The following is a 12,353-nucleotide window of genomic DNA, read 5'->3' as shown; positions in this document are numbered from 1 at the left end:
GGGTCAGTCCGCCGCCGGGGCGTCCGGCTCCAGGGTCGAAAGGGCTACCCGCAGCAGCGACTTGCGCTTCTTCTCGTCCGAGCCCGGGCCCGGCAGGTCGCCGAGGGTGAACGCCCCGTAGTGGACGGTCATCAGCGCGCCGGCGATGCGCATGTGCGTCTCGTGGTCGACGCCGGGGCCCGCGTGCATCAGTCGGGAGATGTCGGCCATGCGGTCCTGGAGGGTCCGGCCGATGGTCAGCTCCCGCAGGGTCGCCTGGTTCTCCTGCAGGATGTGGTAGACGGGCATGGCCGCCTTCAGGGCGATGCTGTAGCGGGAGAGCAGCGCGCGGCGGGTGTCCGGTCCGGGGGGCTGCTGCTCGGCCCAGGCGATGAGTTCGTCGACGGGCCGTCCGAGATCCTCGGAGATCGCGGTGAGCATGTCCTCCTTGGTCTTGAAGTGGTAGTACAACGCCGCCTTGGTGACGCCGAGTTCCTCGGCGATCTCCCGGAGCGAGGTCTTCTCGTACCCCTGCTTGACGAAGAGCTTCAGGGCCGTCTTCTGGATGCGTTCCCGGGTGTCGCTCCTGCGGGTCCGAGGCGTGGCGCCCATGGGATCTCCTGCCGTCGTCGTTGTTCTCCGCCCCACCGAACCTGCTTGACGCCCGGCTAGTTGAGCAGCTTACCGCCCCGGGCCCGGCCCGCCCGCCCGCTCGGGGCGGGGGTGGGCGGGCAGGCGTCCGGGCGGCCCGGTGGCCGCCGTCGCGCACGCCCGTGGGGTGGAGATCGTCCCGCAGTGACCGGCTGCTTTTCGGGGGCTGTGCCGCACCGTGCGTCTCTCGCGACACCGTCGGCACGCGACAGGGACATTGTCGCCGGAGAAACCCCAACAGGCCGGGGCAAATGGTCCCGTTGGTGCTCCCTCCGCGTTCTCTCGGCGTTCTCTCGGCGTTCCCCCGCCGATGCACACCGTGGCGGTCCTCACGTCCCTCGTGCCCAAAAACATACTTGACGCCCGGCAAGTGGCTGAATTAGTTTGCAGCATGCTGACCGGTACCGAGTGTTTCGGGGCAAGAAGTGCGTTTCGTAGGGGGGTTTCGATGCTGAAGGCGGACACGCGATGATCGCCACGACCGCGGCCCTGCGGGAGCCCGTCCCCGAGGCCGTCCACCCGTCCCCGCCCGCCGTGCGCCCCATGCCGGCGGTCTTCGAGGGCATGAGCCTGCCCGTGCGGACGGCCGCCGGGCTGCTCGGCCTGACCCCGTGGACCATTTCCCATCTGATCGAGCGGGGCGTTCTGGAGACCGTCTACAGCGGCGCCTACCGATATGTGACACTGACCAGCATCATGGCCTACCGGCGACTCGGCCGGTAAAGAAAAGGGCGCGGGGCGCCCGACGGAGCGCGGTATGCGAAGGTATTAAAAACGCCAGGTCGTACGTGTAGTGAGCCGCTGGCTCGAATGAGTGAAAGCCCGGAACCTCGCTGTAGGGCGGGAGTTAGGCAGAACGCTTTCCCAGTGGGGGCGCTACACGATCGAAAGGCATAGACGTGCTCAAGAAGGTAATCGCGACGACGGCACTCGCGGCCTCGGTGGCCGGAGTGAGCGCCGCCCCGGCACTGGCAGCCGGCGACGACTACGAGGTCGCCAACGCGAACGGGGCCAAGACCGGTTATGGCAACACCAAGACCGGCGGCAAGGAAAGCCCTCAGATGAGCCTGATCCAGGGCACGTTGAACAAGCCCTGTATCGCCATTGGCAAGATCGGTCTGCAGTCCCTCATCGCGCTCATCAACATCGGCGTCCAGGACGTGCCGATCCTCACGTCTCAGCAGCAGCAGCAGTGCACCGACAACTCGACGATCGCGGACGGGGACGACCCGCTGTCGCACATCCTCGACGAGATCCCGATCCTGTCGGGCAACGGCTCCGGCAACGCCGGTCTCGGCTGAGCCGACGGCTGCTCCACGGAAAGTCCCCCTGCGGCGGGTGTGCGGGCCCCGCCGCGGGGGGCTTTCCCGTGTCCGGGCCCGGGCCCGCCGCGCGCGTGGGCCGATGGGGTGATGCCTCATAACCTTCACGTTTGTTTCGGGTTAGGCAGGGAGCCCCGTGAATCGGCGAGGAACGAGGAATCAGCGTGATCAAGAAAGTGGTGGCCACGACGACGCTCGCGGTTTCGGTGGCCGGCGTGAGTGCCGCCCCGGCGATGGCGGTCGGCAACGACATCGACGTCTACAACGCCAACGGCGCGTCGCAGATGTACGGCAATACCTGGACCGGTGGTTACATGAGCCCGCAGATGGGCCTGATCAACGGTTCGCTGAACAAGCCCTGTATCGCGGTCGGCAAGCTCGGTGCACAGTCGCTCATCGGTCTGCTCAATATCGGTCTCCAGGACATCCCGATCCTCTCCTCGCAGCAGCAGCAGAACTGCACGGAGAACTCGGTGATCAACGACGGGGACGACCCGCTGTCGCACATTCTCGACAACATCCCGATCCTGTCGGACAACGGTTCCCTCAACCGGGAGCTGGGCCTGGGCCACGAGCACGGCGAGCACCATCACCACGACGGCCACTGACACCGGACCGTCACGGAGCCGCCCCCGGAAAGCGCTTTTCCGGGGGCGGCTCCGTGGTGCCGGTGGCGGTGTCAGCGGACACCGGCGTGCAGCCAGTCGACCTTGTCGTAGAGGTCCTCGGCGGACAGCGAGGACAGCAGCTCGTTGCGGGCGCGGGCGGCCTCGCCGGCCGGGTGGTAGAGGTGTTTGCCCATCGCGCGGGCCACGAGCTGGGTGCGGGACGTGCGGTCGCGGCGCCCGGCGTTGTACTTCTCCAGCCGGTCCCCGAAGCCCGGGTCGCCGCCGTCCGCTCCGTCGAGGACCTCGCCGAGCAGCACAGCGTCCTCCAGCGCCATGCAGGCGCCCTGCGCCGCGTACTGGAGCATCGGGTGGGCGGCGTCGCCCAGCAGCGCCACCCGGCCGTCGGTCCAGCCGGCCACCGGGTCGCGGTCGCACAGCACCCAGGCCCGCCAGTCCTGGCCGAGCCCGAGCAGCCGGCGGGCGGCGTCGCCGACGTCGGGGAACTCCGAGACGACGTCGTCGGTGTCCACCAGCACCCCGGCGACCGCCTCGGTCGCGGCGTCGTCCCGGGTCGCGGCCAGGTTCAGACACCGGCCGCCGGAGATCGGGTAGTGCACGAAGTGCCACTTGGGCCCGGCCCACAGGGTGACGGCGTTCCAGCGCAGTTCCTCGGGCACCAGACGCATCGGGACCACCGAGCGGTAGATGGTGTGTCCCGAGACCCGGGGGCTGCCGTCGCCCACGAGCTGGCAGCGCACCTGGGAGCGGATGCCGTCCGCGCCGATCAGCGCGTGCCCGTGGAACTCGCGCCCGGTGCAGGTCACCGCGGTCACGCCGGTGGCGTCCTGCGCGTAGCGCACGACGTAGTTGCCGCCGAGCAGGGTCACGCGCGGGTGGGCGCGGCAGGCGTCGAGCAGCGCGTGGTAGAGCTCGCCGCGGTGGACGACCGCGTACGGGTTGCCGAAGCGGGTCCGGTAGGCGCCGGTGAGCGGCATCACGGCGATCTTCCGGCCGCTGACGCCGTCCATGAACCGTAACTCGTCGATCAGCACGGCCCGTTCGCGGACGGCGTCACCGACCCCGAGCCGGTCGAGAGCGTGAAAGGCGTTGGGGCCGAGCTGGATACCCGCGCCGACCTCGCCGAAGACGTCGCTGCGCTCCAGGACGGTCGCCGAGTGGCCCTGCCGGGCGACGGAGATCGCGGCCGCCAGTCCGCCGATGCCGGCGCCGGCGATGATGATGTTCGCCATGTCGTCTCTCGCTTACCTCTTCGAGGGTCAGGGAACGTGCTGCCCGGGGCGGAGGCGGGTGCGGAACGCGGGTGCTGCTCTTCAGCCGGGCGGGGCCTCCGGCGGGAACGGACACGGCCGGGGGGCGGGCCATGTCCGTACGGGGCGGGCTGCCGTCCGGCGGGTGCGACGGACGGACGGGGTCAGAGCGCGGTCTTGCGGTCGAGGACGAGGTCGTGGCCGACCACGTAGGACGCCTCCTCGGAGGCGAGCCACAGCACGGTCTCGGCGATCTCCTCGACCTTCGCGCCGCGCCCCAGCGGGCACGGGCTGATCGCGTTGATGCGCACGCCCTTGTCGATGTACTCGCGGGCCGCGGTCTGGGTCAGCGTGGAGACGGCCGCCTTGGAGGCCGCGTACGCGCCGCGGCCGGGCAGCATGCCCTGGGCGCCGATGTTGCTCGCGGTGTTCACGATCACGCCGCCGCCGTTGCTCTCCATGTGCGCGATCTCGTGCTTCATCGACAGCCACACCCCGGTCAGGTTCGCCGCGAGCGTCTCGCCCCAGGTGCTCTCGGAGATCTCCGCGACCGGCTCGTCCGGGCCGAGCTCGGTGACGTTGTTGAAGGCGACGTCGAGCCGGCCGTGCCGCTCGACGCAGGCCGCCACGATCGCGCGGGCGTCCTCCTTCTCGTGGTCGGAGACATCGGCGATACCGCAACTGGCCCTTCCGCCCAGGGCGGTGATCTCCTCGACGGTCTCGTGCAGCATCTCGGGGTGCCGCCCGGCGACCACGACCTCGGCCCCCTCCCGGGCGAACGCGAGGGCGGCGGCCCGGCCGATGCCCTCGCCACCCCCCGTGACCAGGACGACCTTTCCAACGAATCGTTTGGACATCGTGCCTCTCCTGTTTCTGGTCCTGTTCGAGCCCTGTCGTCGAGCCGGTCCGTGAGGCTCTCAGCGATCCCGGGGAAGGCCATGGCGGTCCGCCGAGCACACCCGACGCGACCATCTTCCGCACACCACAGGCGGGTTCGGCGCGGCGGCGGGCCAACTCCGTCAGATACCGGGCGGCAGGTGACAGGGTCGTGGCCAGCTGACGAACTGCCCGGCGTGCGATGGACGGCCCGGGGCGCGCGGGCGAACACTTCTGTGCACCGGCTCAGTTGCGGGACATTCGGTGACTGGTGAGGGTCGCGAGGAACCTGTGGATCCGGTAAGGATGGTGGATTTCGCCGGACGCGATGCTTCCGTCGTAAATCCTCGAATCCCTTCTGAATCGGGCGAGTTCCCGGGGACCGGGACTCCACGACGTGCGGGAGAACGATGATTACGCTGTCCTGGACCCGTCGGGTCGACGCCACCGCCGAGGAGGGCGCGCCCGCGACGACACGCGAACAGCTGTGGCGGGTCCTGCTGCACAAGGCGGAGCACCCGGTGGACTACGTCCCGGCCATCACCGAGTGCCGGGTCCTTGAGCGCTATCCGGACGGATTCCTGCGCGAGGCCCGGCGGGGACCGCGCACGATCGTGCAGCGCGTCGTCCCCGACGAGCGGGCCGGCCGCATCACCTTCCGGCACCGCGACAACACCGACCTCGCGCAGATCACCAACCAGATCGGCGAGGACGAGCACGGGCGGCTGACGCTCACCCTGAGCATCACGCTGACCGAGGAGCCCGCGGCGTGCGTCCTGCGGCAGAACGCCTATCTCCACGAGCTCGACACCGACTTCGCCGCGACCCTGGAGGCCATGACCGACGTGCTGCGCCGCCAGGCCGCCGCCGTCGCGGAGGAGGCGGCCGCGGGCGGGCCCGGAGGCGTGCGGTGAGCGACGGCCTGCGGCGGGGGCGCCCGTTCGGCCCGTACTCCCGCCGGCGCTTCCTCGCCGGCGGCGCGGCCGCGGGCGGCACGGTGGCCCTGCTCGGCGGGCTCGGCGCGCTCCCCGGCACCGGGCCGGCCGGGAGCCCGCGGACCGTGCCCGCGGGGGACGTCCTGAGCGTCTCCGACCCGCCGGTGACCGTCCGGCCCGGCGACCCCCGCTACCCCGACGCCGTCGTGGGCACCAACCGGCGCTTCACCGGCACCCCCGACGCCGTCCGCCTGGTCACCACCGCCGAGCAGACCCGCGCCGCCGTGCAGGAGGCCGTGAGCGCCGGGCGGGGCCTGGCCGTGCGCAGCGGCGGCCACTGCTACGAGGACTTCGTCACCCACGACGGCGTACGCCTGGTCGTCGACATGTCCCGGATGAACGCGGCGGGTTACGACCCCCGGCACCGCGCCTTCTTCGTCGAACCCGGAGCCCGCCTCGGTGACGTCTACCGCGCCCTGTACCTCGGCTGGGGCGTGACCCTGCCCGGCGGCACCTGCCCCACCGTCGGCGCCGGCGGGCACATCGTCGGCGGCGGCTACGGGGCACTGTCGCGGCTGCACGGACTGACCGTGGACCATCTGTACGGCGTCGAGGCCGTCGTCGTGGACGCCTCCGGCACCGCGCGCCTGGTCCGCGCGACCCGCGACGACAGCGGGCCCGAGCGGGAGTTGCTGTGGGCGCACACCGGGGCGGGCGGCGGCAGCCTCGGCGTCGTCACCCGCTATCTGCTGCGCAGCCCCGGAGCGCGGGGCGCCGACCCCGAGCGGCTGCTGCCCCGCCCGCCGTCGAACCTCCTGGTGTGCACGGTCACCTGGCCGTGGGAGCACATGACCGAACGCTCCTTCTGCGCCCTGCTGCGCAACTACGGGCGCTGGTGCGAGCGCAACAGCGCGGCGGACTCGCCGTACGCGAGCCTGTTCAGCCAGCTCAAACCCACGCACTGGTCGGCGGGTTCGTTCTCGATGAGCACCCAGATCGACGCGGGGCTGCCCGACGCCGCAGCCCTCCTCGACGCGTTCCTCGCGGACGTCACCGACGGCGTCGGCGTCCCCTGCCGCGTCGACGACCGGCGCGAGATCCCCTGGCTGCACGCCACCACCTCCTGGCCCGGGTTCACCGCGCCCGACACCACGACCCGTTTCAAGGCCAAGTCGGCCTACATGCGCAAGGGATTCCCCGAGAGCCAATTGCGCGCGTTCCACCGCCATTTGACGCGCGACGACTTCGAGGGGCCGATGTCCCTCGTGATGATCAGCACCTACGGAGGGCGGATCAACACGGTGCGCCCGGCGGACACCGCCGTACCGCAGCGCGACTCCGTCCTCAAACTGCACTACGTGAGTTTCTGGCACGACGCCGCCGCCGACGCCCGCCATCTGGCGTGGATCCGCGAGTTCTACCAGGACGTGTACGCGGCGAGCGGCGGAGTGCCCGCACCGGGAGAGGTCACCGACGGCTGTTTCGTCAATTACGCCGACGCCGACCTCGGCAGCGCGCGGTGGAACGCCTCCGGAGTGCCCTGGCACGAACTGTACTTCCGCGGCAACTACCGCAGACTCCAGGGCGCCAAGGCGCAATGGGACCCCAACGACGTCTTCCACCACGCCCAGTCGATCCGGCTTCCGGATCACCGTCCGTGAACGGCACAGGAGTTACGTACCGGAAAGTGAGAATGCCATGTCCACGGGTACCACCGAGGCGATGGCGGGCGCCGCCGCGCACCCGGGGCGCGGTTTCGCCCTGCTGGGTGCCGTGCAGGTCGTCCTGATCCTCGCCATCACGATGCTCTCGCCCGCACTGCCCGCCATCCAGCACGACCTCGCCCTGTCCGGAGCCCGGCTCACACTGGTCAGCGCGGCCTACGGGCTGTCCTTCAGCGGACTGCTGCTGCTCGGCGGACGGCTGAGTGACCTGTGGGGGCGGCGCCGCGCACTCCTGGCCGGTATCGCCGTCTTCGGGGCGGCCTCGGCCGCCGCCGGACTCGCCCCCGGCTTCCCCGCGCTGCTCGGCGGCCGCTTCCTGCAAGGCGTCGGCGCGGCCCTCGCCGCCCCCGCCGCCATGTCGCTCCTCCGCGGCCTCTACCCGGACCCGGCCCGGCACGCGCGGGCGCTGGCCGTGTGGGGCGGGCTCGCCGGCTTCGGCGCCACCGCCGGCATGCTGCTGTCGGGGACGGTCTCCACGTGGGTGTCCTGGCGCTGGTCCTTCGCCGTGCCGGTCGTCGTCTCGGCGGTGGCCCTGGCCGGGGCCCGCGCCGTACTGCCCGCCGGACCCGCCCGGGTGAGGGTGCGGCTCGACGTGCCCGGCGCGGTACTGGTGACGGCCGGGCTGACCGTCCTGAGCTACGGCCTCGTCGAGGCCGGCGAACGGTCCTGGGGCGAGGGCGTGGTGTGGGTGCCGCTGCTCGCGGGCGCGGTGCTGCTCGCGGCGTTCGTGGCCGTCGAACGCAAGGTGTCCGACCCGCTGATGCCGCTGTCCTTCCTGGTGCCGCGCCGCCGGGCCGTCGCGCTGTGGGCGGTCTTCATCGGCTCGGCCGGCATGTCGACGATCTTCTTCCTGCTGTCGCTGTACTTCCAGCAGGTGCGCGGGGCCTCGCCGTTGCTCACCTCGGCGGCCTTCCTGCCGTTCAGCATCGCCCAACTGGCCACGGGCACGGTCGCCGGACGGCTCATCGGCCGGTTCGGCGGACGGGCGGTGACCTCCGGCGGGCTGCTGCTGGCCGCGTGCGGGCTGCTGCTGATCGGACAACTCGGCGCGCACACCCCGTACGCCGGGCTGCTGCTCCTCGGGCTCGTCGTCTTCCCCGTCGGCATCGCGTGCGTCTTCTCCGGCTCGACGGTCGTCGCGCTCGACGCGGTCGAGGAGCATCGGGCCGGGCTCGCGGGCGGAGTCGTCAACACCGCGATGGAGGTCGGCCCGACCGTCGGCCTCGCGGTCCTCGTCTCGCTGGCGACCTCGCACACGGCGGGCCTGCGCGCGGGGGGCAGCGGCACGGCCGAGGCCACCAGCGCCGGTTACGCGTTCGCGCTGATGATCGCGGCGGCCGCGTTCGCGGTGAGCGCGGCGCTCGCGGCCATCGTCCTGGGACGCAGGGGCCGGCGGGACGGTACGGGCGAGAGCGCGCCCGAGGCCGCGGCGGCCGACGGCAGCGACGAACCGGCCGCCGGACAGGGACAGTTCGCGGGGCACGCGCCCGTACAGCCCGTACCGTCCGTACCGCCTGTGCCGTCGGCCGGCGGCTAGGGCCGTACGGCGGGCACACGGCTCTGCCCCCGGCCGTCACCGCCGGGGGCAGAACGCGGACGTGCCGGGCGGACGTCGCGGATGAGGGTTCCCGAGCGTCGGACGTTCGTCCCCAAGTCCGTCCGGACCTGAGGACGAACGCCAGGCGGTCGGGAATCCTCAGACGCCGAGCGTGGCGCCGCCGTCCACCGTCAGATCGTGCATCGTGATGTGCGAGGCGGCGTCCGAGAGCAGGAACACCACGGCCTGCGCCACATTCTCCGGGCGGCCCAGTTTCTGCAGCGGAATACCGACCCGGTACGAGCTGTTCACCCCCTCGATCGAGGCTTTACGGGCCTTTTCCCCGTCCTTCCACATAGAACTCAGCATGGGCGTCTCGGTCGAACCCGGCGCCACCAGATTGCAGCGGATCCCGTATTTGGCGACCTCCAGACCCAGGCACTTGGTGAACATCGTCGCGGCCGCCTTGGAGGCCGAATACGCCGCCATTTCCACCCGCGCGGTGCCCGCCGAGTTCGAGGCGACCGTCACCACCGAACCGGAGCCGCGCGGCACCATGCGGTTGACGACGGCACGGGAGACGAAGAAGACCCCCGTGGTGTTGACGGCGAACGTGAACGCCCAGTCCTCGTCCGACAGCTTCCGGGCCTCGTTCAGCCGCAGCACGCCCGCCGCGTTGACGAGGTAGTCCAGCGGGCCGAGCCGCCGTTCGACGTCGTCGACGAGGGCCTCGACATCCGGACTGGACGTCACGTCCCCGGGGAACGCCTCGACGCGCAGACCGTCGGCGTTGAGCTTGTCCACGGTGGACCGCAGCCGGTCCGGATCCTTGTCCACGGCGGCGACGGTCACGCCGCGCTCACCGAGCAGGCGCACCACCGCTTCGCCTATTCCACCCGCCGCCCCGGTGACGAGGGCGACTTTGCCTTCCATCTCAGAAACCTCCATACCCGGCGTACTCGCCGAATTGCAACGGGACTTCAGGCACGTCCGTCAATAAGTCTCGGTAATTGTGGATGCACTGTGAAGCGAGGTCGTGGCACTCCGTCAGGTGACGAAAACCGGCCGGTGTACCCGGCCTGGCCGCCCCCGGCCCGGGCGTGCGGAATAATCGCGCACGTGCCGTCCGATGTGACCTTTCCCGGGCCGCCGCCGTACGAGCGGCTGCTGCCCGATCTCCTCGCCGCCGGCCGCCCCTATTCCCTTGTGCTGGGCGGGAGTTGGGCGCTGTACGCGCACGGACTGACCGGGCGCACGGGCCCCGGCGTCGAGCTCGTCACCGAGAGCCCGGTGCCCATGGCGGACATCGCCGCCGCGCTGCGCGCCGGACTGGCCGCACGCGGCTGGCAGGCCGAGGCCGCGGCGGTGGACCCGCTGTCCCTGCGGCTGCTCGTGGCCGAACCGGGCGGCGCGGAGGGCGAGCGGCTGACGGCCGACCTGCGCAAGGAAACGCTGTGGCGGCCGCCGTCCGACAGCCCGTACGGGCCGGTGCTCGCCGCCGAGGACGCGGTCGGACTGCGCGTCCGGGCACTCGCGGACCTCGGGCTGCCCCGGGACCTCGTCGACGTACGGGCCGCCTCGGCCCGCTGGTCCCCCGTCGAACTGGAGGAACTCGCCCGGCGCCACGCCCCCGAGACCTTCGACCTGACCGATCTGCAGGCCCGGCTCGCGGGCACCGAGTGGCTCGACGACTGGGAGTTCGCCCGCTGCGGGCTCGACGCCGAGGAGACGGCCGCGCTGCGGCGGTGGGCACAGGGGTGGGCGGACGACATCGCGGAACGGGTGATGGAGGAGGCGCCTTATGAGGACGCGCCCGAGCCCGGCGCCGGGCCCGATGAGCGCTGACAACCCCTGTTGTCATGTGCTCCTCACTCCTGCCGGTTCTCCTCCGCGACCGGTGTCCACAGCTTGCGGTCCGCCCAGTAGGTGTACTGCGGGCGGTCCTTGAGCGCGCTCGTACGGAACGGCCGGCCGTGGTCGTAGACCGGCAGCGTCCCGCGCCGGCCGCCACTGCTCCACTCCAGCTCCAGGTACCAGACCACGTCGTGCGCGGTGGTGCGCGCCTCGACCTCCAGCACCTGCGGGTCGGTCGACGACACCTTGAACGGGAAGTCCGTGGCCGGGATCCGGGTGTCGCCCTGCTGCCCCGCCATGGGCTTCGCCACCGGGCGGTCGGCGTCCAGATCGACGTCGAACCAGGCCGGGGTGAGGGCGCCGCCGCAGCCGTTGCCCATCGCATAGCCCGACCAGGACAGCGGCTCGGTGCGGGAAACGGTCCGTACGGTCAGGGAGTGCAGGACCACGGCCTGACCGTTCTTGCCCTGCACGGACAGCTCCAGCTTCTGCATGCCGCCCGGCACGGCGCCGATCGCCCTCGCCCAGTCCCGGGGCTCCCCCGTGCGCGGGTCCGGCATCTCGGCGGGGGTCCGCCCCGACAGGTACCACAGCCGGCAGCGGTCCTCGACGGTGTACGGGCGGATGTCCACGGTCAGCGGCGGGTCCGTCACCTCGGGGCCCGCGGTGCCGCCTCCGGGCGGGGCGGGCTGCCCGCCCGGGAACCCGGGCAGGCCGCTCCCGCCGGGTGCGAGCGACTGCGGGGCGGACCCGGTGGGCGGCATCGGGAAGGCGGTACGGGGCGCCCCCGGCACCGCGCTCTCCCCGGCACCGGCCCCTGCGGACGCGCTGGCCGACGGTGCCGGCCCACCCCCCTCGCCCCGCCGCGGCGCGGCCTCGGCCCCGCGCTCCGGCGCGGCGACATCCTTCCGCCCACCGTCCGGAGCGGACACCAGAAACCCCACGACAGCGGCCCCGGGCACGGCCACGGCGGCGAGCGCGACGGCCAGCAGCCGACGCGCGGGGCGCCTCCGGCGGGGCGGGGCGGGCGGGGTGCGCGGGGGCGTGCTGCCCGGCCCCCCGGGCGCGGGTGCGGTGGGAGTGGGTTCGGCCGAGGCGGCGGTTGGGTCGGTGGGGCGTGCGGGTGTTGACGGCTCGTCGGGGGTCTCGGGTATGCCGCCGGTGGCGGGGTTGGTCGTGTCGGTGGGCTCGGCGGGTGCGGGCGCCACCTCGCTGGAGGCACCCGCACCCGGACCCGTACCCGGTGCCACCCCGCCGGAGGCACCCGCGCCCGGTTCGACCGTCGTTCTGCGGCGCTTCACGTCGTCGGCCAGGATCCAGCGGCGGTGGAGCTCGACCAGTTCCTTCGGGGTCGCCCCGCACACGCGGGCGAAGCGTTCCAGTGGGGCGTACTCCGTCGGCACGGCGGCACCGTTGCAGTAGCGGTGCAGGGTCGACGTGCTCAGGTGCAGCCGTTTGGCGAGCACCCCGTAGGAGTGCCCGGAACGGGCCTTGAGCGCGCGGAGGAGTTCGGCGAACTCCTCGATCGGATCCGTCGCTTCGGCCATGGCCACCCGTTCCCCCGTCCCGGACCGGCGTTCCAAGAGATCGCATTTCCCC

At 72.0% G+C, this 12,353-nt stretch carries 12 protein-coding genes; 7 read left to right on the top strand and 5 right to left on the bottom strand.

Annotated elements, in window-relative coordinates; all coding sequences use genetic code 11:
• Positions 1-3: 3 nt before the first annotated feature.
• On the bottom strand, positions 4-591 hold the full coding sequence (locus tag ACFP1Z_RS05570) for a TetR/AcrR family transcriptional regulator (protein WP_390314754.1): 588 nt from the start codon (positions 589-591) through the stop codon (positions 4-6).
• A gap of 507 nt (positions 592-1,098) precedes the next feature.
• Between ACFP1Z_RS05570 and ACFP1Z_RS05565 the strand changes: the two genes are divergently transcribed.
• The 3 genes from ACFP1Z_RS05565 (at position 1,099) to ACFP1Z_RS05555 (ending at position 2,560) form a co-directional block, all read left to right on the top strand.
• Complete coding sequence (locus tag ACFP1Z_RS05565; protein WP_390314753.1) at positions 1,099-1,353, top strand: hypothetical protein; 255 nt, start codon at positions 1,099-1,101, stop codon at positions 1,351-1,353.
• A 176-nt stretch (positions 1,354-1,529) separates the two neighbouring features.
• A complete protein-coding gene (locus tag ACFP1Z_RS05560) occupies positions 1,530-1,931 on the top strand; it encodes a rodlin (RefSeq protein ID WP_390314752.1) in 402 nt (133 codons plus the stop codon).
• Between the two features lie 185 nt (positions 1,932-2,116).
• Complete coding sequence (locus ACFP1Z_RS05555; protein ID WP_390314751.1) at positions 2,117-2,560, top strand: rodlin; 444 nt, start codon at positions 2,117-2,119, stop codon at positions 2,558-2,560.
• A gap of 71 nt (positions 2,561-2,631) precedes the next feature.
• Here the strand turns inward: ACFP1Z_RS05555 and ACFP1Z_RS05550 are convergent, their stop codons facing one another.
• Together ACFP1Z_RS05550 and ACFP1Z_RS05545 are read right to left on the bottom strand one after the other, a co-directional pair.
• The gene (locus ACFP1Z_RS05550; RefSeq protein ID WP_390314750.1) at positions 2,632-3,810 is read right to left on the bottom strand and encodes a 3-hydroxybenzoate 6-monooxygenase; all 1,179 of its coding nucleotides are present in this window, start codon (positions 3,808-3,810) and stop codon (positions 2,632-2,634) included.
• A gap of 182 nt (positions 3,811-3,992) precedes the next feature.
• Positions 3,993-4,685, bottom strand: a complete 693-nt coding sequence (locus ACFP1Z_RS05545; RefSeq protein ID WP_390314749.1) for an SDR family NAD(P)-dependent oxidoreductase — start codon at positions 4,683-4,685, stop codon at positions 3,993-3,995.
• A gap of 429 nt (positions 4,686-5,114) precedes the next feature.
• On the opposite strand from ACFP1Z_RS05545, the gene ACFP1Z_RS05540 reads away from it, so the two are divergent.
• Genes ACFP1Z_RS05540 through ACFP1Z_RS05530 form a run of 3 tightly spaced genes read left to right on the top strand, consistent with a single transcriptional unit; the run spans position 5,115 to position 8,900 of the window.
• Positions 5,115-5,618 (top strand): AtaL-like protein, encoded by a 504-nt coding sequence (locus tag ACFP1Z_RS05540; protein WP_390314748.1) that lies wholly within the window; start codon positions 5,115-5,117, stop codon positions 5,616-5,618.
• Positions 5,615-7,300: an FAD-binding oxidoreductase gene (locus ACFP1Z_RS05535; RefSeq protein ID WP_390314747.1), complete on the top strand. Its 1,686-nt coding sequence runs from the start codon at positions 5,615-5,617 to the stop codon at positions 7,298-7,300. Before ACFP1Z_RS05540 ends, ACFP1Z_RS05535 begins: the two co-directional genes overlap by 4 nt.
• A 37-nt stretch (positions 7,301-7,337) precedes the next feature.
• The gene (locus ACFP1Z_RS05530; RefSeq protein ID WP_390314746.1) at positions 7,338-8,900 is read left to right on the top strand and encodes an MFS transporter; all 1,563 of its coding nucleotides are present in this window, start codon (positions 7,338-7,340) and stop codon (positions 8,898-8,900) included.
• A 159-nt stretch (positions 8,901-9,059) separates the two neighbouring features.
• Here ACFP1Z_RS05530 and ACFP1Z_RS05525 read toward each other — a convergent pair whose 3' ends face one another.
• Entirely contained in the window at positions 9,060-9,833 is a 774-nt protein-coding gene (locus ACFP1Z_RS05525; protein ID WP_390314745.1) for a 2,3-dihydro-2,3-dihydroxybenzoate dehydrogenase, read from the bottom strand.
• 186 nt (positions 9,834-10,019) lie between these two features.
• Here ACFP1Z_RS05525 and ACFP1Z_RS05520 point away from each other — a divergent pair, with 186 nt between their 5' ends.
• Positions 10,020-10,745 carry a hypothetical protein gene (locus ACFP1Z_RS05520; RefSeq protein WP_390314744.1) on the top strand — a complete coding sequence of 242 codons (726 nt, stop codon included), beginning with the start codon at positions 10,020-10,022 and terminating at the stop codon, positions 10,743-10,745.
• A gap of 23 nt (positions 10,746-10,768) precedes the next feature.
• Here the strand turns inward: ACFP1Z_RS05520 and ACFP1Z_RS05515 are convergent, their stop codons facing one another.
• Complete coding sequence (locus ACFP1Z_RS05515) at positions 10,769-12,301, bottom strand: transcriptional regulator (protein ID WP_390314743.1); 1,533 nt, start codon at positions 12,299-12,301, stop codon at positions 10,769-10,771.
• Positions 12,302-12,353 lie beyond the last annotated feature (52 nt).

It is taken from the genome of Streptomyces gamaensis (assembly GCF_042656465.1).
In the GTDB taxonomy this organism is placed as follows: domain Bacteria; phylum Actinomycetota; class Actinomycetes; order Streptomycetales; family Streptomycetaceae; genus Streptomyces; species Streptomyces gamaensis.
The sequence above is the reverse complement of the archived record's forward strand: the minus strand, read 5'-3'. Positions and strand labels throughout refer to the sequence as shown.